Below are 19,439 nucleotides of genomic sequence, written 5' to 3'. Positions count from 1 at the left end.
TGGCGTCCCGGTGGGCGTCGCTCAGGCCTGCAACGAGGCCTTGCGGCTGGCGAGGACCTCGTCGACGATGCCGTACTCCTTGGCCATGTCGGCGGTGAGGATCTTGTCGCGCTCGATGTCGGTCTCGATCTGCTCGACGCTGCGGCCGGTGTGCTTGGCCAGCGTCTCCTCCAGCCAGGTGCGCATGCGCAGCACCTCGTTGGCCTGGATCTCGATGTCGCTGGCCTGGCCGTAGTCACCGCCGGCCATCGCCGGCTGGTGGATCAGGACGCGCGCGTTGGGCAGGGCGTAGCGCTTGCCGGGGGCGCCGGCCGCCAGCAGCACCGCCGCGGCCGAGGCGGCCTGGCCCAGCACGAACGTCTGGATGTCGGGGCGGATGTACTGCATGGTGTCGTAGATCGCCGTCAGCGCCGTGAACGAGCCGCCGGGGCTGTTGATGTACATGATGATGTCGCGGTCAGGGTCCTGGGACTCCAGGACGACCAGCTGCGCCATGATGTCGTCGGCCGAGGCGTCGTCGACCTGCACGCCGAGGAAGATGATGCGGTCCTCGAAGAGCTTGGTGTAGGGGTCGAGCCGCTTCATACCGTAGGAGGTGCGCTCCTCGAACTGCGGCAGGATGTAGCGGCTGCTCGGGCCGGGGACGTTCAGGCCGCTGCCCATCTGCGGGACGTGGAGGCCGCCATACGGGTTCTGGGTCATTGCTGTTGCTCCAATATCAGGCGTCGGTATGGCGGGAGGTCAGTTCGCGGTGCCGCCGCCACCCGGCGCCTGGCCGGCGTGGGTGTAGACGTGGTCGACGAAGCCGTAGTCCTTGGCCTCCTCCGCGGTGAACCAGCGGTCGCGGTCGGAGTCCTTCTCGATCTGGTCGACGGACTGGCCGGTGTGCTCGGCGATGAGGCCGGCCATCTGCTTCTTGATGTGCAGCATCTGCTCGGCCTGGATCTTGATGTCCGAGGCGGTGCCGCCGATGCCGCCGGAGGGCTGGTGCATCATCACGCGGGCGTGCGGGGTGGCGAAGCGCTTGCCGCGGGCGCCGGCACTGAGCAGGAACTGGCCCATGCTGGCCGCCAGGCCCATCGCGACGGTGGCCACGTCGTTGGGCACCCACTGCATGGTGTCGAAGATGGCCATGCCGGCGGTCACCGAGCCGCCGGGGCTGTTGATGTAGAGCCAGATGTCGGCCTCGGGGTCCTCGGCGGCCAGCAGGAGGAGCTGCGCGCAGATCGCGTTGGCGTTGTCGTCGCGCACCTCGGAGCCGAGGAAGATGATCCGCTCCTTGAGCAGACGGTTGTAGATGTGGTCGTCCAGGCCGGCCATCTGACCGTTGGCTGCGGCGACGACCTCGCTGCTGTGGCTCACCGTGTCTCCATCTGTAGCGCGGGTGGTGCGGGTTCTCTCGATCCTTGCGATGACCCTAACGCCCGGCCCTGCCCGGTGAATCCCGTGTGGGCACGCTGTTCGCCGTGAGCGCACAACCCCCGCGGTCAGGAGGCGGTGCTGCGCAGCCGCTTGCGCTGCTCCCAGCGCTCGATGAGGTGGGTCATCTCCTCACGCAGGAAGCTGAAGAACTCCTGGGTCTCCGCCAGCCGGGCGCCCACCTCGGAGTCGCGCCCGACCAGGGCCATGCCGGTGTCCAGCTGCTCGACCCATCGGCCGAGCAGTGCGTCCTGGTCCATCGTGACGCGGTACCAGACATCATGCTCGACGACGTACTGGTCGCGGCGCGAGCCTGGCTCGCGGGTGCGCCGGACCAGGTGCACCGTCTCGAGGTACTGGATCGCACCGGAGACCGCCGCGGCACTGACCTGCAGCCGCTCCGAGAGCTCGGCGGCGGTGAGCCGCCCGGAGTCGCTGACCAGCAGCGCGCTGAACACCCGCGAGGGCATGCGTGGCACGCCGGCGGTCACCAGGGTCGAGGCGAAGTCCTCGACGAACTGGCTCAGCCGCACGTCCTGGCCCTGCGTCACGGGCACACCTCCCGGATGGAACCTTGAGATTTCGAACCTTCACAGATTTATGAACGCAGAGTAGCGTCGCAGACATGGATCTGGCGATAGAGGTCTCGGGGCTGGTCAAGTCCTTCAGCAGCACCAGGGCGCTGGACGGGCTGGACCTGTCGGTGCGGCGGGGCGAGGTGCACGGGTTCCTCGGCCCCAACGGGTCCGGCAAGACCACCACCCTTCGCGTGTTGCTCGGGCTGCTGCGGGCCGACGCGGGACAGGTGCGCCTGCTCGACGGCGACCCCTGGCGCGACGTGACCTCGCTGCACCGCCGGCTGGCCTACGTGCCCGGCGACGTCTCGCTGTGGCCCACCCTCACCGGCGGCGAGGTCATCGACCTGCTGGGCCGGCTGCGAGGCAACCTCGACCCGCAGCGCCGCCGGGACCTGCTGGAGCGCTTCGAGCTCGACCCGGGCAAGAAGGGCCGCGCGTACTCCAAGGGCAACCGGCAGAAGGTCGCCCTCGTCGCGGCCCTTGCCTCCGACGTGGAGCTGCTCCTGCTCGACGAGCCCACCTCGGGGCTGGACCCGCTGATGGAGGAGGTGTTCCGGCAGTGCATCGCCGAGGAGCGCGACCGCGGCCGGACGGTCCTGCTCTCCAGCCACATCCTGGCCGAGGCCGAGGCGCTGTGTGACCGGGTGAGCATCATCCGGCACGGGCGCACCGCCGAGACCGGCACGCTGGCCGAGCTGCGCCACCTGACCCGCACGTCGGTGACCGCGGAGGTCGCGACCCTTCCGGAGGGACTGGAGGCGTTGCCCGGGCTGCATGACCTCGTGGTCGAGCGCCACGCCGACGGTGCGAAGGTGGCCGGCCAGGTCGACTCCGACCAGCTCGACCCCGTCCTGCGCCGCCTGTCCCAGGCCGGCATCCGCAGCCTGGTGAGCCAGCCGCCGACCCTGGAGGAGCTGTTCCTGCGGCACTACAGCGACGAGCTGGCCGCGAACGGCAACCACGTCCCGACCGCCTCCGGTGTCACCCGATGAGCACCGGCACCTCGACCGGCGCGACGGGCACCCTCAGGGCCGCCCGGCCTGCGCCGGCCCCGGCCCGGGCACGTGCGTTCACCGGGACCTGGCCGCTGGTGCGCCTCGCCCTGCGCCGCGACCGGGTGCTGATCCCGGTGTGGCTGGCGGTCTTCGTCGTGCTGGCCGGCAGCACCGCCTCCAGCACGCTGACGCTCTACCCCGACATCGTCTCCCGCCGCCAGATCGGCGTCACGATCAACGGCAACCCGGCGATGGTCGCGCTCTACGGCAAGGTGCTCGACATCAGCTCCGCCGGCGCCGTGGCCCTGTTCAAGGTCAACGCGCTGGGCGCCGCCCTGGTCGCGGTGCTGACCATGATCCTGCTGGTGCGACACACCCGTGCCGAGGAGGAAGCCGGACGCCTCGAGCTGATCGGTGCCGGCGTCGTCGGACGGGTGGCCCCGCTGACCGCCGCCCTCGCGGTCACCTGCGGCACCGCCGTCACGCTCGGGGTGCTGACCGGCCTGAGCCTGGTCGCCGCCGGGCTGCCGGTCAGCGGGTCGCTGGCGTTCGGCCTGTCCTGGGCGCTCACCGGGGTGTCCTTCGCTGCCGTCGCCGCGGTCATGGCCCAGCTGACGACCAGCCCCCGGGGCGCGACCGGGCTGACCGCCGCCGTCCTCGGAGCGACCTACCTGCTGCGCGCCGTGGGCGACGTCTCCGACGCGCACGGACCGCGCTGGGCGTCCTGGCTCTCCCCGGTCGGCTGGGCCCAGCAGGTCCGCCCCTTCGCCGGGGTGCGCTGGTGGGTCTTCCTCGTCGGTGCGCTGTTCACCGCGCTGGCCACCGCCGGGGCCTACGCCCTCGTGGGTCGCCGCGACCTCGGCGCGGGCCTGCTGGCCGACCGGGGCGGCAGGGCGGAGGCGACGCGCTGGCTGGCCAGCCCGTTCGGGCTCGCGATCCGGCTGCAGCGCGCGGTGCTCCTGTCGTGGACGGCCGGCTTCGCCGTGATGGGGCTGATCGTCGGGAGCCTGGCCAACAGCGTGCAGTCCTTCCTGGACACGCCCGGGGCACGGGACATGATCACCAAACTCGGGGGGCACGCCGGCTTGCTGGATGCGTTCTTCGGCACCGAGCTCAGCGTCGTTGCCATCATCACCGCCGTCTTCGGCATCCAGTCGGTGCTGCGCCTGCGGGCAGAGGAGACGGCCCTGCACGCCGAGCCGCTGCTCGCAACGGCCACCGGACGGCGCCGCTGGGCGCTGAGCCACGTGACGGTGGCAGCGCTCGGCTCGGTCTGGCTGCTCTTCGTCGTCGGGCTGACGATGGGCCTGTCCGCCGCAAGCACCCTCAACGACTACGACCAGGTCGGACGGCTCCTCGGAGCTGCACTGGCCCAGCTGCCCTCGGTGCTGGTGATGATCGGCATCGCCGTGGCCGCCTTCGGCCTGGTGCCGCGCCTGGTCGCTGCCTCGTGGGCGCTGCTCGTGGGGTTCCTGCTCGTCGGCGAGCTGGGCCCGCTGTTCCAGCTGGACCAGCGGGTCATGGACGTCTCCCCGTTCGCACACACCCCACGGCTGCCCGGGGGCGCCTTCACCGCGACCCCGCTGGCGTGGCTGACCGTGGTCGGGGTCGCGCTGGTCGTGCTCGGGCTGGAGGCCTTCCGCCGGCGCGACCTGGACTGAGCGCTCCCCTCCCCCGCGCAGGCCGGCCCCGGACGCACGTATGCCGCGACCGGGAGTCCCGGCCGCGGCATACGCGGTGGTGCGGTGTCGGTCAGGCGACCGGCGCCGGCTCAGGCGTGGTCGTGGCCCTCGTGGTCCTCGATCGCCTCGCCGGTGGTGTCGGCCAGCTCGACGTTGAGCTCGTTGAGGTCGACGTCGTTGCCGGCGGTGTCCTTGACGGCGGCCTTCTCCAGGACCGTGGCCAGGGCCTTGCGGCGCGCGACCTCGGCGACCATGGCCGGGATCTGGCCGGCCTCGTCAACGGCCTTGGCGAACTCGTTGGGGTCCATGCCGTACTGCGACGCGGACATGACGAGGTACTCGATCAGCTCGGGCTGACCGACGCTGACCTCCTCCTTCTCGACGATGGCGTCGAGCAGGAACTGGGCGCGCAAGGCCTTGCGGGCGCTCTCCTGCACCTCGGCGCGGTGCTCGTCGTCCTCGAGGCGGTTCTCGTTCTCGAGGTGGCTGTGGACCTCGGCCTCGACGAGGGCGTCGGGCACCGGGATCTCGGTGTTGTCGAGCAGGTGCTCGAGGACCTTGTCGCGGGCCTGGACGCCCTGCTCGAACTTCTTGGCGCGCTCGGCCTGGGCGGTCACGTCGGCCTTGAGCTCCTCGAGGGTGTCGAACTCCGAGGCGAGCTGGGCGAAGTCGTCGTCGAGCTCGGGCAGGACGCGCTCCTTGACCGACTGCACGGTCACGGTGATCTCGGCGTCCTCACCCTCACGGTCGCCACCGGCGAGCGGGGCGGTGAAGGTCTTGGTCTCCTCGGCCTTCATGCCGACCAGGGCCTCGTCGAGGCCGTCGAGCATGTTGCCGGTGCCGATCTCGTAGGAGATGCCCTTGACGGCGTCGATCTCCTCGTCGCCGATCTTGGCGGTGAGGTCGATGGAGACGAAGTCACCGGTCTGGGCCTCACGGTCGACACCGGTCAGGGTGCCGAAGCGCTGGCGCAGGGAGGTCAGGCGCTCCTCGACGTCCTCGTCGCTCGCCGCGACCTCGTCGACCTCGATGGCCAGGCCCTCGTAGTCGGGCAGGGTGATCTCGGGGCGGACGTCGACCTCGATGGTGAACTTCAGCTCCTGGCCGTCCTCGGCCGGGACCTCGGTCACGTCGAGCTCGGGCTGACCGAGCGGGCGGACCTTGTTCTCCTCGACGGCCTGGCCGTAGAACTTCGGCAGCGCGTCGTTGACGGCCTCCTGGAGCACGGCGCCACGGCCGACGCGCTGGTCGATGATCCGCGCCGGGACCTTGCCCTGGCGGAAGCCGGGCACGGAGATCTGCGACGCGATCGTCTTGTAAGCCGCATCGAGGCTCGGCTTGAGCTCCTCGAAGGGGACCTCGACGGTCAGCTTGACCCGGGTCGGGTTGAGGGTCTCGACGGCACTCTTCACTGCGGGTTACTCCAAGGTGTGGGCATCAGGAAGGCTCGGCCCGGAGCCGAGAGGACAGGTCATGGTATCCACACGCGCCGGATGGACCGAAATGCGCTCCGCCGGAGTCGCCGCCGCAGTCGGGGCGACCGGCCGCGTGGCCGGTCCTGCGGTCCGGGGCGACGGCACGGCCTACCAGGGCTAGCGTCAGGTCATGAGCGATGCGGTGGACGAGTCCTTCGACGTGATCGTGGTCGGCGCCGGCGCGGTGGGCGAGAACGCCGCCGACCGGGCCGGGCGCAGCGGGCTGAAGGTCATGGTCGTCGAGCGCCGGCTCGTCGGGGGCGAGTGCAGCTTCTACGCGTGCACCCCGACCAAGGCGATGCTGCGGCCGGTGCACGCCGCCCACGCGGCGCAGCGGGTGCGCGGGGTCGCCGGGGCCCACCTCGTCCCCGCCGAGGTGATGGCGCGGCGGGACTACTGGATCTCCGACCTCGACGACAGCGGCGCCGTGGGCTGGCTGGAGTCGGTCGGGATCGCCCTGGTCCGGGGCACCGCACGGCTGGTCGGCGAGCGCCTCGTCGAGGTCGACGGCACGACGTACCGGGCCGGCGCCGCGGTCGTGGTGGCCACCGGCACCTCCCCCGCCGTGCCCGACCTGCCCGGGCTGCGCGACGCCAAGCCGTGGACCAACATCGAGGCGACGACCTCCTCCACCGTCCCGGAGCGCCTCGTCATCCTCGGCGGCGGCGTGGTCGCCTGCGAGACCGCGCAGATCTACTGCGCCCTCGGGTCACGGGTGACGCTGGTCGAGCGTGGGGCGCGGCTGCTCGGGCGCGCGGAGCCGTTCGCCTCCTCGCTCGTCGCGGCAGCCCTGGCGCGTGAGGGGGTCGATGTGCGACTGGGGGTGTCGGTCACGGCGGTGTCGCGACCCGAGCCCGGCGGCGAGGCGACCGTCACCCTCTCGGACGGCAGCACCGTCGCCGGCGACGAGGTCATGGTGGCGATGGGCCGCACGCCCAACACCGCCGACCTCGGGCTGGAGGTCGTCGGCGCCGAGGTCGACGAGTCCGGCTACGTCGTGGTCGACGACTCCATGCGGGTCACCTCCGTGCCGGGTGACTGGCTGTATGCCGTCGGCGACGTCACCGGGCGCAACCTGCTGACCCACATGGGCAAGTACCAGGCCCGTGTGGCCGGCGACATCATCGCCGCGCGCGGCGCCGGCCGGGCCACCGACGGGCCGGGCATGCGCGCCTGGGCGGACCACCTCGGGGCGCCGCAGGTCGTGTTCACCGACCCCGAGGTGAGCTCGGTGGGCCTGACCGAGGCCGCCGCCCGCGAGCGCGGGATGGACGTGCGGGTGGTCAACGTCAAGATGCGCGCGGCGTCCGGCGCCGGGCTGCAGGCGGACGAGTACGAGGGCTACGCCCAGATCGTGGTCGACGAGGGCCGCCGGGTGGTGGTCGGGGCGACGTTCGTGGGGCAGGACACCGCCGAGATGGTCCACGCCGCCGGTATCGCGGTCGTCGGGGAGGTGCCGCTGGAGCGGCTGTGGCACGTGGTGCCCTCGTTCCCGACGATGAGCGAGATCTGGCTGCGGCTGCTGGAGCACTACGGCCTGTGAGGCTCGGGGGCACGGCCGCGAGGTGCGCGGCCGGCATACCCCGTCTCAGCCGCGCAGCTCGGCCAGGAAGGTCTCGTAGAGGGCCTGGTCCTCGCCCTGCCAGGCGGCACGGACGTCCTCGGGCAGGCGCTCGAGCAGCGACGCGGCCTGCGCCTCGGTCGAGGCGTCCAGGACGAGCCCGAGCACGAGCCAGGGACGGTCGCCGCCGAAGGCCGCGAAGGCGAGCGGGGTGATCTCGGCCCACTCTTCGACGCTGAGGTGCTCGGCGGCCAGGGGCAGGATCTCGCGCTCCTGGGTGCCAACCAGTGCCTCGAGCTCGAACTGGAGGGTGAGCAGCGCGCCGACGAGGTGGCCGCCCCACTGCGGGGTCGGCTCGGTGGAGAACTGCACCAGGGCATGCTCGGCGCGGGTCAGCGTGCCGTCGAGGGCCTCGTGCTCAGCGACGACCGCCTGCACCATCGCCTCGTCGGGGCACCGCTCGCGCAGCCGAGGCCACAGGGCCGCGTCCTCGGCCTCGTGGTGGGCGCGCAGGAAGGCCAGGACGTTGCCGTAGTAGCCGGCCACCGCCTCCTGCGCCTCGGGACGCTCGACCACCGCACCAGCCACGAGGTCGGAGGCCGACTCGAGCGCGTCGCGGAAGACCTGGTGGAGGGCAACCGCTTCGCTGGTGTCGGGCCGGGCCTCGGCAACCGTCTCGGACATGGGCACCCCTTGCAGCGTCGACGACCGAGCAGCCGGTGGTGTGCTGGTGTCGCCCCCCGCGTGTCTGCCCCGCCACCCGGGAGCACCCCGGGTGCTTCGAAGCCTAGGACGGTGCGGTGGCGCGGCGTGGGCGTTTGGCGAAATCGCCTGTGGCGCAACGAGAAGGACAAGACGGGCAGGGTCGGGGTAGCCGGATTCGAACCGGCGGCCTTCCGCTCCCAAAGCGGACGCGCTACCAAGCTGCGCCATACCCCGTGTGCTGCGGCCGTGACCCCCACTCGACACCCCGTCACGGGGTCGGATTTCGGAACGTGCGACAGCGGGCATTAGGCTAACGCCCCGCAACCCCGCCCTCGACGGCGGTGTCGCGCGGGTGTAGCTCAATGGCAGAGCCCCAGCCTTCCAAGCTGGTCATGCGGGTTCGATTCCCGTCACCCGCTCCGCACGAAAAGCCGCAGGTCAGGAGTTCAATCCCGACCTGCGGCTTCTCTGTTGCCGGGGCCGATTTCAGCCCGTGGAGCACCCATGGGTAACTGGTCAACCGGTGCCGGGCCCCGGCGCGCCGAGCCGGCGCTCCATCCGGCTCAGACGACGAAGTCCCTTGGCGAGCCCGGCCCACACATCGGATGGCCCCATCGCCCCGTAGGGATGCACCGGGCACTGGAGTCGGCGATCGGCTTGCCCGGCAGGTCGACCAGCGCATCGCGGATGCTCGCGTTCGTGACGCCCGAAGTACGAAGAAGGTCACCATGCCTCGCCATGTCGCCCGGCCCCTCGGGGCGAGGCTGCCCGGCCTCAAGGCAGCGCGCGAGGCGATGTCAGGCCGCGCGAGCGGTCACTGACGGCAAGTACGGCATCCCATGGGCGCCTGCCCAGCCCGAGGAGAGAGGAACCCATTCTTTCGGCGGCCTGCTTCCTGGCTCTAAGCCGTGATCGCGTCCGGATCGTCCATGAACTTGCGGAGGTCTTGGGCACACCGGCAGGCGACCGCGAACTTCGCGGCCCACTCCAGCGCAGCCTCCCGGGTGGGTACGTCGACGATCGCCACGCCGCCGATGAGCTCCCTGTTCTCCGGGTAGGGGCCGTCGGCGACCATCCCGTCGGTCGCCACCACGGCGTGCTCCACGTCGCCGTCGTCGTAGCCCAGCCCGCCGGCGAAGACGAACACGCCGGCATCCTTGGCCTCCTGGCACACCGCGTGGGCGGCCCTGCCCACCTCAGGGATCTCCTCCTGGGTGACGTGGTCCATCGCGCCCTTCTCGAACGAGATCAGGTACCTCGGCATCTCATCACTCCTCGTCCCAGCGGCCTTCCTTGACCGCCTCTTCACCCTTACGACGAACGCGTCGCTCCGGATCCGACAAGCCACCGGCCGAAATGTCTCAGGCGCTGCGACGACGGAGGCCCGCAGGCGGCCGGCTAGCAGAAGCCCCAGCGCACCCTGCCGGCGGCGCCGGCTCGGCACCCCCGCGAAAGGGAATCCCGCCTCGGAACGGCGCCTCCCAGCGAAGCCCTGGGATGCGGGGCGTGTCGCAAGGGCCACTCCGGCGGATCTTGCCGGACTGGCCCTTGCCGCGGGAGGGCTCAGCGCTTGTGCGTGAAGGTGAAATCGCTGCAGCGCTTGCCGTTCAGGCGGACTGCCGATACGAGATTCCCCTCAGTGACGAGTCTCTCGACCTCGGCTCGCGAAAGGCCGAAACCGTCAGCGATCAGTCGCACCGGCCGAACAGGGATGGGCGCCGCAAAGCGGACGGAGATGTCGATCGCCTCGTCCTTCAGGTGATCCGATCCGCCGGTGTCGAGGCGCCACGCGTTGTCCCAGTCGAGGGCGATGCGATTGCGGCGCCGCACGACCGGATCCTGGAGCAGCTCGGCTGTCAGGCCAGGGTCGTTCTGGTGCAGACGGTCCAGCAGCTCAGGTCGTATGGAGCGCACGTGCATCCGCTCCTGGACAGTGAGCTTGGTGGTCTCCCCGCAATCGGTGCAGCGCGCGAGGAGCCACGCGTCGAGGAGCTTGTGGTTTGCGTTGACGCGGAATTTGCCGCTGGCCCGGAAACGCTGGGAGGCGCATGAGTGGCAAGAGCGGAGAATGACGGGCAGGCAGGTGGGCACGACCACCCAGATATTGGGCACAGAAATACACCGGTTCCAGTGAGAAGTTCGCAGCGAAAAGGAGCGCGGCGCAGATGCGCGACGCGCGACGAATCAGCGCTCGAGAGTTCTCACTGGGTGTACAACGGCAGGTCCTCGGCACGGCGACGGTGGCGGGAGCACGCTAACGGCACACTGAAATGCGGCTCCAACGGTTTACGCAGATCGCAAGGCCGCCGGTCAGGGGTTTAGGGGGAAAGCAGCTTCCAGTGCCCCTCGGAGATGACCTCGATCTTGCCGTCGGTCACCTTGATGGCCGTCTGGTCGTCCATGGCGTACGCCGGTCCCGCGATGTCGGCCGCCCAGCTCTCGGCCTCGGCGATGGAGTTGCCCGGCATGCCCTCCTGAGCCAGGTGCGGACAGATCGAGAAGTCCACGACGCCCAACGTGCTGTCGTCTCCGGTCGGCGGCCTCCACTGGACAAAGTCCTCGCCGATCCGCGGGGTCATCACCATGCTCCCGGCGCTCAGCCCCACCCACACCGTCTCGGACAGCGACGGAAGCAGGTCGGCCAGCCCCGACTGGCGCATCCAGTGGCACAGGTAAAGGGCGTCGCCGCCCGCCGCGAGCAGGACATCGGTCTCCCGGACCAGCGGCACCCAGCGCTCTTCGTCGATGCTGGGCAGCGCGGTGAGCTCCAGCACCCCGACAGACTTCCAGCCCAGGTCGACCATGGGGTTCTCGGAGTTCCCGCTGATGAACTGCCAGGCTTTGACGCCCGGCCCGCACATCGGATGGCCCCATTGCGCTGTGGGGATGCACAGGGCGCTGGAGTCGGCGATCGGCTTGCCCAGCAGGTCGACCAGCGCATCACGGATGCTCGTGTTCGTGACCCCGCCGGAAGTGAGCAAGAGCTTCATGATGTCCCCCCACGTCTCAGGTGGGGCCGACGCTACCGACTCGCGACCGCGCAGGCCACAGCTGTCGGGCCGAGAGCGCACGTCCGAGAAGAGGCCATCCTCCCGGGGTCAGCAGGATGCCGTGGCGGTTGGACCATTGAGCCCGACCCATCCGAAGTTCGTGCGCGTCAGAAGGGTGAAGGTGTATGAGCCCTTGTGTGCCACATTGGGGTAGGTGCCGCTGTGAGCCGTCAGAGGGGCGGCGAAGTTCGTGACCGTGTCAGTGGTGTCGCCCAAGACCTTGAGGTCGTATCCCGTGCCCTTGGGGTCGCTGCTGGAAGTCCAGGTCAGCGCGACCTGGTAGGTCGTCCCGGCGATGTGGTTGCAGCTGGCCGCAAGGCGCGCGGCCGGGGTGATTGTGTAGCTGCTGACTGATTGGCTGCCGGAGGTGGTGCTGCTGAAGGCACTGAACGCAGCGGCCGTGCCCACCCTCAGGCACGCGGCAGAGACGACGGCGACGAGGGCCAGGCGTGCCCGTCTCGTCGTCATCTCGTCCCCCTGTGATCTGGGTCAGGCTATGCCGTCGTGGCTAGAGGATTCGGTGTGGCCGGGCGCGACAGCGCATCGCTGAGTGCGCGCTCTTGCAGGTTGGCCAGGGTGGTCTGTGCCGCAGGCAGGTCCAGATGACTCAGCTGCAGCTGGACGTGGCTCAGGTCGCTGTCGAGCTGGCGCTGTCCCATCAGCGCGGCGACGGCGCGCAGGTTCGTCAACGACTCGACTGCGGCACGCACCTGCCCCGTGTCTATGAGCTCAGCAAGGCCGCTCAGCTGCCTGGTGAGCAGGTCGTGCAACCGGCTCTGGCGGGACGGAGCGCCGTCACCGGCCGGTTGCGGGTCGAGCCAGGAGGTCATGCTCGACGCGCCGTGCGCGGCGCCCGGTGCCGGCCCCGGCCGGGACTGGGCTTTGACCAGATGCTCAACAAGACCATCAGCGCCAGCAGCGCCGGGCCGACGTACACGAAGGCGATGCGCAGGGCGGGCCCGCGCAGGGTCTGGATGACGGTGCCGAGGTGGGGTACGACGGCGACCACCCGCCATACCTGCCGGTCGACGATCACTGCGGTCCACGGGTCCCGGCCGGAGTTGTGATCGCCCTTGGTCTGGATCTGCACACTGCCGTCCGGCTCGGCCTTGACCGAGACGACTCGGTGGCTGACGACGCGATGGTCGTCGACCGGGATGTGGTAGCTGATGATCTGCCCGACGGCGAGCCGGCTGGTCGGCTCCGGCACGGCCACGGTGACGTCACCGGGGTTGATCCCCGGGGCCATGCTGCCCGTCAGCATGGTCATGGTTCGGTATCCAAACAGGTGTGGTCCGACGGCCAGCCCGGCGAACAGGGCCAGGACAGCGATGAGGAGCAGGTTGCCCAGGAGGCGGACCGCCCGGCGCGCTGCGAGGAGGGGGCGTCCTGCGCGCGCGGGGGCGGTCCGCGTCCGGGGGGAACCGGCCGACGAGGCGTGGGCGCGCACCTGGACCCGTGACGGCTGGGGGAACGTCAACTGGGTCATGAGGTGCCTTCCTTCCGTGTCTCGTGAGTGGTGGCCGGTCCGGCCGGGGTGGCGCCCACAGTGGGCACTGCAGACGCCACGCGTTCGTGGGGGCTACTGGTTGGTGCCGGCGCGCTGGGTGCCGGTGAAGCTGAGCTGGATGACGCTGGACAGGTTCTGGAAGGTGTTGTCGGCCGCGGCGGGCAGACTCAGGGTCACCACGAGGTTGTCGATGTTGTTCGGGTTCACCGCAGCAAGGTTGCTCAGCGCCATGGTGGATCCGATGACCGCGCGCTGGGCCAGGACGGTGGTCTTGGTGCCGCCGCAGGTGTAGGAGTACCCGGGGGCGCTTCCGCTCTCGGTCCAGGCGGTCGAGCACCTCTCTACCAGCATCTGGAGGCCGTTGGTTGCGTCGGTGTCCAGCTTGCTGGTGGTCGTCGCGCTGGTGGTCAACGTGATGTTCGCCAGGGCCTGGTTGCCGGCCGCGTTGGACAGCTGCACTGCCCTCTGCACGGTGTCGCCGGGGACCAGACCGGTGGCCGCGACCGAGAGCCGGTTCGCTGCGCCTCCGGCGCCGAGGGCGATGGCCACCGTGCCCGAGGAGACGGACTGGCTCGCACTGGTGGTGGAGGTGAACGAACCGAACGTGCCCAGGCCCGCGACCGTGGCGGCAGCCCCGAGGACGACGGTGGAGGCGAGGACCTTCCCGCCGGTGCTGTTGAGGCTGAGTCGCATGAGAGTCTCCGAACCGCGTCAAGGAGGCAGTCGCCCCCCCAGGACCGTGTTGTCCCGCGACCAGAACACTGCAGGGCAGAACTCAACCCCCAGCCGGAAAAGGCTCAAGGACTGCCGAAGATCCCGGGGAAACCCTCAAGAAACCCTCAAGGCACTGGGCCGCAGCGCGCCTTCCCGACCAGGACCGATGCATGTCCTCGAGCTCGACCCGACGTGGCCGTGTGCGCGGCCGTGCTTCCGGCCCCCGCACGCCATCAGGCCAGAGGCTGTGCCTGCGGCTGACTACAGAGCGCCCGCACCCGTCCCCAGCTCAGGCCCGGCCGCTCCGGGAGACCCGAGTTCCGGGCGAGCCTGGGCGGCGAGGTAACCGCGGACGTTCTCGGCGACCTGCTCCACCGGCCGCGGCGGCAGATAGACGTGCGCGCCCGCACATCCAGGAAGTCCAGGACCAGGTAGTCGGGGCCGAACGCGTCGCTGAGCCGTCGGCGTGCCGCGTCGGACATGAGCATGGTGGTCGGGACGACCATGACTCCCTCCCGCTGCGGTCCCTGGCCCGTCCTGCCGGGAGGATCCGGCGGCAGGACCCGTCGAGGACCGTCGACGTGAAAGCCAGGGTGCCCACCGGCGCACCAGATCGCGTGATGTCGACCTCGCCGTCGTCGATGAGCGACTCGACCACCCCTCGGATCTCCGGTGACAGGCCGGTCAGGTCCAGCCGCGCACGCCCCGAGCGTCGACCGTGCACGAGTCCACCGCCGTGTCGGCGTCGCCCCCTACGCATGCCAATCATGCTCCATCACTCGGCGGGGTTGGTCCGCGGACGACACGCAACCGCCGCGCGGAACACGAGTGACACGCACGTAGCGCCTGCCTATGGTCTCGACATGACCGACGGCCACCGGGCGCTCGACGACCAAAGCCGGCTCGGCGTGACAGATATCGCCGATCGGTGGCGACTGCCGGGACACCGAGAGGACCCCTCATGAAGATCCGCCTCACCAGCGTCTACGTCGACGACCAGCGGGCCGCCCTCGAGTTCTACACCGGGGTCCTCGGCTTCACGGTCCGCCACGACATCCCCCTCGGGGACAACTTCTGGCTCACCGTGGTCTCCCCCGAGGACCCGGATGGTCCGCAGCTGCTGCTGGAACCTTCCGACCACCCTGCCGTCGGGCCCTACCGCGAGGCCCTCGTGAAGGACGGTATCCCCGTGGCCCAGTTCGCCGTCGACGACGTCGCGGCCGAGCATTACCGCCTCGTCGGTCTGGGGGTCACCTTCACCCAGGCACCGACCGACATCGGCTCGGCGGTCGTGGCCGTCTTCGACGACTCGTGCGGCAACCTCGTCCAGCTGATCAGCGAGAAGCGCGTCGCCTGAGCGGGCGACCGAACCCGCGCCGCCGTGGCCGCCGAGACTCGAGCGGCGAGCGCACCGGCCTGAGTAGCAGCCTCACGGTCGGGTGATCGTGCGACCCGCGGCGGCCATGAGTCGCTCGGTGGCGGTGGCGTCGACGGGCGACACCGTCGGCGGCTTGACCAGACCGAGCTCGATGGCGTGGTCGGTGCAGGTGAGGGTGACGACGTCTGTCAAGGCCGGGACGGACGCCGGGGGGAACTCGATCGGGCGCCGCAGGCTCGCCGACAGGTCCCAGGCATGCGCAGCAGCATCGATGACCGCGAAGTCCAGGACGACCGCACCAGGCAGCACACCGAAGGGCGTGTCGTGGTCCGCGGTCAGCACTCCATCGCTGCGCCACAACCGCAGAGCCAGCGCGGTGACCTCGGAGGCGATCGGCGCCAGGTCGCCCTCGTAGGGCACCGCGGCCATCGCCTCGTCCTGTGCCATGAGGCTCTGACCGGTGACACTGCCTGCCCAGAACAACTGGTTCTTCAAGGCATGGCTCGCCAGGCGGCGGATCGTCCAGGGCGGGCAGTTGGTGACGACGTCCATCTCTGTCTCGTCGAGCCCGGCAACCACCCGGTTCAGCTCGTCCTCGGCATAGGCCAGCAGCGTCAGATGGTCCATCGCGCGCCTCCCGGATCGGCTCGGTCAGGCTAGCGGGACGCGGCGGCCGGGCGAACCCCCCGGAAAGGGTGATGCACAGACGACCGGGCCCCGCGCCCTCGGCGGCGTCGGTGTCAGACTGAATCGGTGAGCCTGGAGGCCAGGCACGGCAACCTGCCGCGCACCACGACCGCCCTCGTCGGGCGCACCGGGACGCTACGCGAACTGGCCGCGCTGGTCCGCTCTCGGCAGCTCGTCACCCTCACCGGCGTGGGAGGCGCCGGCAAGACCCGACTCGCCCTCGCGGTCGGCGCGGAGCTTGCCGACGAGTTCCCTGACGGCATCTGGCTGGTCGAGCTGGCCCCGGTGGGCAACGCCGACGCGGTCCCGGACGCCATCGCCACCGCCCTGGGCATCACCCCGCAGGGTGATGCCCGCGTCATCGACACGGTCGCCGAGGCTGTCGCCGGACGCCGGCTGCTGATCCTGGTCGACAACTGCGAGCACGTCCTCGCGGCGGCTGCCGAGGCGATCGGGGTGATCCTCGCCCGCTCCGAGGTCCCCCGGATCCTGGCGACCTCCCGGGAGCACCTGCGAGCGCCGGGCGAAGCACTCGTGCCCGTGTCGCCACTGGCCGTGGCCGGTGGCATGACGTCCGAGGCGGTGGCCCTGTTCCTGGAGCGTGCCCGCGCTGTCCGGCCAGAGTTCGGGATCTTCGACGCGCAGACCGCGGACGCGGTGGTCGAGATCTGCCAGACGCTCGACGGGCTGCCCCTCGGGATCGAGCTGGCCGCGGCGCGAATGGCGGCGATGAGCGCAGTCGAGGTGCGGGACCGGCTCGGTGACCGGTTCCGGCTGCTGACCGGGCCCGAGCTCGCGCCCGACCGCCAGGCGACGTTGCGGCACGCGATGGCCTGGTCCTACGACCTGCTCAACCACGAGGAGCGCGCAGCCCTGCGCCAGGCGTCGGTCTTCGCAGGAGGGTTCGACCTGTCAGCACTGTGCGCTGTCGCAGTGTCGGGCGACGACATCGAGGTGCTGCGGCTCCTGGACTCGCTGGTGCGCAAGTCGTTGGTGAGGGCCCACCACGGATCCGCACGGACGCGATACAGCCTGTTCGAGACGATTCGCGCCTTCGCCGACGAGCGGCTGGTGGTGGCCGGCGAGCGCGAGGCGGCTCGCGATCGGCACGCTGCGCACTTCGCCGGGGAGGCGGCCCGGCGGTGGGAGGAGTGGAACAGTCCCGCGTGGCGGACTCAGGTCGACTGGGTGACCACGGAGCTGGCGAACCTGCGGTCGGGGCTCCGATGGAGCGTCGGTCGCGGTCACGCCCAGGTCGCCACCGATATCGCCGCGCACGCCGCCCTCATGGGGTTCTCGGTGGAGCTGTTCGAAACCCTCGGGTGGGCCGAGTCCCTGCTCGAAGCGGCGGCCCGGGCCGACGTCCCGCGGCTCCCCCGGCTCTACGCCGCGGCGGGGTACGCGTGCTTCGTCGGACGCGCCGCGGTCGCGACCGGGAACGCCCACCGGGCGACCGAGCTCGAGGGCCGGCCGGGCTACGAGTCCTGCGATCCCGGCTACGCGACGTTCATCGAGGCGCTCGGCCAGGTCTACTCCGGGAACCTGGACCGCTACATCGAGCTGACCCGGGACGTCGCGGCACTGCCAGGCGCGGGGCGGGCGTACGGGATTGCGGCGTACATCGACGGCCTGCAGTCGGCCGGCCGGGTCGAGGAGGCGCTGGAGCTCACCGGGTCTGCGGTGGCGGCGGCCCGCCAGCTGGGCAACCCCTTCTGGATGGTCTACACGCTCTGGATCGTCGGGCTGGCCTGGTCGAAGGCGGACCCGCAGCGCGCGCTGGAGACCTGGGACGAGGGCGTCGCCCAGCTCGGCGAGCACGACGTGCGGTTCTTCGAGGGCTTCCTGGCCCGTGACGCCGCCCTCCTGCACACCTCGGACGGCCAGCTGGAGACGGCGCTGACCCTCTTCGGCACGTCGATCGGGGCCTTTCTGCGCTCCGGCGCCGTCGCGCAACTAGTCATCACGCTGGCCAGCCTGCCGGCCCTGTTCGAGCGGCTCGACCGTCCCGGCATCGCGCGCACCCTGCTCGGCGCGATGGCCAACGAACCGGCCAGCGTCCATCACGTGCCCACCCTCGCCGATCTCGGCGAGCGGCTCGACGCCCAGCTCGGCGACGAGGCGTCGGCGCGCTTCGCCGCCGTCGGTGGCGCGATGGACCTCCACGAAGCTGCCGCCTACGCGCTCCACCAGATCGGCCTCGCCCAGCGCGCTCTCACAGCAACCAGCCAGCACGGCAGCGGGGTCGACCGTCTGACGGCTCGCGAGACACAGGTCCTGCGGCTCATCGCCGACGGGGCGACCACCCGCGAGATCTCTGAACAGCTGTTCATCTCGGCGAAGACCGCCGACAACCACATCCAGCACATCTACACCAAGCTCGGCGTCACCAACCGTGCTGCGGCCACCCGCTGGGCACTTGACCGTGAGGTCGTCGTCCGTGCCACTGAGACCGACGCCGGGTGAGTGGGCCCGGCCAGGGGGTTCGAGGTCGCCGGGACCGCGGCGGGATGGGGACCCGAGATGAGGAGATCTCCTCATGTGGGGACGTCGCAGGCGGCGGAGGATTCTCGTCAAGCCAGCCGAAAGCGCTGGAACACCAAGGGATCCGATCAGGACCCGCAGATGAAGGAGAACGACGATGATCCTGGCGACGACGAAGGTGAAGGACGTCGAGCGCTTCCTCGAGGTCTACGGCACGAAGGGCGCCGACAAGCGTGGATCGCACGGCTCGAAGGGCTCCACGGTCTACCGCGACCCGATCGAGGAGGACCGGGTGTGGGCCGTCTTCGACTGGGATGAGGACGGTTGGATGGCGTTCGCCACCGACCCGGAGACCCCAGGGATCCTGCAGGAGGCCGGCCACCTGGGTCGGCCCTCCCTCGGCCACTACCTCGGGACCTTCAGCGCCTGACACGCACGGGGCCGGGCGCGCGCCCGGCCCGCCGACCCGCATGCGGGACGCCACCGCACCGGGGAGACCCTCGCGGCTACAGCGCGGGGGTCTCCCTTGACTCGTTCGCCACGCCAACGGCGGATGCGAAGCGATCTGGTCAGTGGGAACCGGCAGGAATCAGGTTGATTCGGGAGTACTGGCGCCGAATGTCCATGAGGACCATGAGCGTGCCAACCTTCCGCCACGTGACGCTACTTGGCGCACCCTGACAGATCCGGAACGGCGCGTGATCATTGACCCAAATCGAGTTGTACCCGCTCGACCACTGCACCTTTCCGTCCGCTGACTGTGCGTAGTACAGGATGTCCTCATTGATCTCGCCCGAGGACACCAGCCGGTCCACGTTGTCATCCAGCTTCCACCGACCGAGGGATACGTAACCCTGGTCGTGGTCAGAGGTGGACCGGGGCAGCTGCCGGGGCGGATGCCAGGGCGAGGCGAAGACGGTGGCGGTCGCGCTACAGAAGGGCACCGAGCCCGCCGAGCCCGGAGCCGTCGCCCCGGTCCCAGACGGCCAGGAGCTGTCGCATCGGCGCAGGCAGCAGGCTGTCGACCTCGATGGTGACCGGCCATACGGAGCGGATCCATGCTTCGGCCTGAGCGAGGTCAGCGTCCCTGGCCAGGTCGCACACACCCGGATCCCGGTCCAGCCGCTGCTCTCGGGACCGGGCCGACTTCTCCGCGTTCGGCGACGAGGGCCAGTTCCCCGACCCGGGACAGTCGAACCTCGGT

The 19,439-nt window shown here is 70.5% G+C and carries 19 protein-coding genes and 2 tRNA genes; 7 read left to right on the top strand and 14 right to left on the bottom strand.

Translation table 11 applies throughout. From position 1 onward, the window contains the following. Window positions 1-21 precede the first annotated feature (21 nt). The 3 genes from ACXVGS_RS04255 to ACXVGS_RS04245 form a co-directional block, all read right to left on the bottom strand. Entirely contained in the window at window positions 22-702 is a 681-nt protein-coding gene (locus ACXVGS_RS04255) for an ATP-dependent Clp protease proteolytic subunit (protein WP_458534318.1), read from the bottom strand. A 39-nt stretch (window positions 703-741) separates the two neighbouring features. Next, entirely contained in the window at window positions 742-1,320 is a 579-nt protein-coding gene (locus ACXVGS_RS04250; protein ID WP_141789822.1) for an ATP-dependent Clp protease proteolytic subunit, read from the bottom strand. A 167-nt stretch (window positions 1,321-1,487) separates the two neighbouring features. Then, window positions 1,488-1,970, bottom strand: coding sequence for a GbsR/MarR family transcriptional regulator (locus ACXVGS_RS04245; protein ID WP_458528232.1), 483 nt, complete (start codon window positions 1,968-1,970; stop codon window positions 1,488-1,490). A 74-nt stretch (window positions 1,971-2,044) separates the two neighbouring features. On the opposite strand from ACXVGS_RS04245, the gene ACXVGS_RS04240 reads away from it, so the two are divergent. Then, window positions 2,045-2,989 (top strand): ATP-binding cassette domain-containing protein, encoded by a 945-nt coding sequence (locus ACXVGS_RS04240; RefSeq protein WP_458528231.1) that lies wholly within the window; start codon window positions 2,045-2,047, stop codon window positions 2,987-2,989. Next, window positions 2,986-4,653: an ABC transporter permease gene (locus ACXVGS_RS04235; protein ID WP_458531675.1), complete on the top strand. Its 1,668-nt coding sequence runs from the start codon at window positions 2,986-2,988 to the stop codon at window positions 4,651-4,653. Before ACXVGS_RS04240 ends, ACXVGS_RS04235 begins: the two co-directional genes overlap by 4 nt. 110 nt (window positions 4,654-4,763) lie before the next feature. On the opposite strand, the gene tig is transcribed toward ACXVGS_RS04235, so the two are convergent. Further along, window positions 4,764-6,086 (bottom strand): trigger factor, encoded by a 1,323-nt coding sequence (gene tig, locus ACXVGS_RS04230; protein ID WP_458528229.1) that lies wholly within the window; start codon window positions 6,084-6,086, stop codon window positions 4,764-4,766. Window positions 6,087-6,279: 193 nt separating this feature from the next. Between tig and ACXVGS_RS04225 the strand changes: the two genes are divergently transcribed. Continuing rightward, window positions 6,280-7,692, top strand: coding sequence for a dihydrolipoyl dehydrogenase family protein (locus ACXVGS_RS04225; RefSeq protein WP_458528228.1), 1,413 nt, complete (start codon window positions 6,280-6,282; stop codon window positions 7,690-7,692). Window positions 7,693-7,737: 45 nt separating this feature from the next. On the opposite strand, the gene ACXVGS_RS04220 is transcribed toward ACXVGS_RS04225, so the two are convergent. Continuing rightward, window positions 7,738-8,394 carry a hemerythrin domain-containing protein gene (locus tag ACXVGS_RS04220; protein WP_458528227.1) on the bottom strand — a complete coding sequence of 219 codons (657 nt, stop codon included), beginning with the start codon at window positions 8,392-8,394 and terminating at the stop codon, window positions 7,738-7,740. A gap of 181 nt (window positions 8,395-8,575) precedes the next feature. Further along, window positions 8,576-8,649, bottom strand: a tRNA-Pro gene (locus ACXVGS_RS04215). A gap of 114 nt (window positions 8,650-8,763) precedes the next feature. On the opposite strand from ACXVGS_RS04215, the gene ACXVGS_RS04210 reads away from it, so the two are divergent. After that, a tRNA-Gly gene (locus tag ACXVGS_RS04210) sits at window positions 8,764-8,834 on the top strand. A gap of 482 nt (window positions 8,835-9,316) precedes the next feature. Here the strand turns inward: ACXVGS_RS04210 and ACXVGS_RS04205 are convergent. The 7 genes from ACXVGS_RS04205 to ACXVGS_RS04175 form a co-directional block, all read right to left on the bottom strand. Then, entirely contained in the window at window positions 9,317-9,763 is a 447-nt protein-coding gene (locus ACXVGS_RS04205) for a YciI family protein (protein WP_458536662.1), read from the bottom strand. Window positions 9,764-9,978: 215 nt separating this feature from the next. After that, on the bottom strand, window positions 9,979-10,512 hold the full coding sequence (locus ACXVGS_RS04200) for a DUF1062 domain-containing protein (protein WP_458536661.1): 534 nt from the start codon (window positions 10,510-10,512) through the stop codon (window positions 9,979-9,981). Between the two features lie 221 nt (window positions 10,513-10,733). Next, a complete protein-coding gene (locus tag ACXVGS_RS04195; RefSeq protein WP_458528224.1) occupies window positions 10,734-11,405 on the bottom strand; it encodes a Type 1 glutamine amidotransferase-like domain-containing protein in 672 nt (223 codons plus the stop codon). 108 nt (window positions 11,406-11,513) lie between these two features. Beyond that, window positions 11,514-11,933 carry a hypothetical protein gene (locus ACXVGS_RS04190; RefSeq protein WP_458528223.1) on the bottom strand — a complete coding sequence of 140 codons (420 nt, stop codon included), beginning with the start codon at window positions 11,931-11,933 and terminating at the stop codon, window positions 11,514-11,516. 26 nt (window positions 11,934-11,959) lie between these two features. Beyond that, a complete protein-coding gene (locus ACXVGS_RS04185; protein WP_458528222.1) occupies window positions 11,960-12,295 on the bottom strand; it encodes a hypothetical protein in 336 nt (111 codons plus the stop codon). Continuing rightward, complete coding sequence (locus ACXVGS_RS04180) at window positions 12,292-12,954, bottom strand: signal peptidase I (protein WP_458528221.1); 663 nt, start codon at window positions 12,952-12,954, stop codon at window positions 12,292-12,294. Before ACXVGS_RS04180 ends, ACXVGS_RS04185 begins: the two co-directional genes overlap by 4 nt. A gap of 93 nt (window positions 12,955-13,047) precedes the next feature. Continuing rightward, window positions 13,048-13,668, bottom strand: coding sequence for a TasA family protein (locus tag ACXVGS_RS04175; protein ID WP_458528220.1), 621 nt, complete (start codon window positions 13,666-13,668; stop codon window positions 13,048-13,050). A 982-nt stretch (window positions 13,669-14,650) separates the two neighbouring features. On the opposite strand from ACXVGS_RS04175, the gene ACXVGS_RS04170 reads away from it, so the two are divergent. Continuing rightward, a complete protein-coding gene (locus ACXVGS_RS04170; RefSeq protein WP_458528218.1) occupies window positions 14,651-15,046 on the top strand; it encodes a VOC family protein in 396 nt (131 codons plus the stop codon). A 72-nt stretch (window positions 15,047-15,118) separates the two neighbouring features. Here the strand turns inward: ACXVGS_RS04170 and ACXVGS_RS04165 are convergent, their stop codons facing one another. Next, on the bottom strand, window positions 15,119-15,694 hold the full coding sequence (locus ACXVGS_RS04165; protein ID WP_458528217.1) for a TIGR03086 family metal-binding protein: 576 nt from the start codon (window positions 15,692-15,694) through the stop codon (window positions 15,119-15,121). 126 nt (window positions 15,695-15,820) lie between these two features. Here ACXVGS_RS04165 and ACXVGS_RS04160 point away from each other — a divergent pair, with 126 nt between their 5' ends. Together ACXVGS_RS04160 and ACXVGS_RS04155 are read left to right on the top strand one after the other, a co-directional pair. Continuing rightward, window positions 15,821-18,217 carry a LuxR C-terminal-related transcriptional regulator gene (locus ACXVGS_RS04160; protein WP_458536660.1) on the top strand — a complete coding sequence of 799 codons (2,397 nt, stop codon included), beginning with the start codon at window positions 15,821-15,823 and terminating at the stop codon, window positions 18,215-18,217. 175 nt (window positions 18,218-18,392) lie between these two features. Further along, a complete protein-coding gene (locus ACXVGS_RS04155) occupies window positions 18,393-18,665 on the top strand; it encodes a hypothetical protein (protein WP_458536659.1) in 273 nt (90 codons plus the stop codon). Window positions 18,666-19,439: the final 774 nt, after the last annotated feature.

The organism is Oryzihumus sp. (assembly GCF_054325275.1).
The sequence above is the reverse complement of the archived record's forward strand: the minus strand, read 5'-3'. Positions and strand labels throughout refer to the sequence as shown.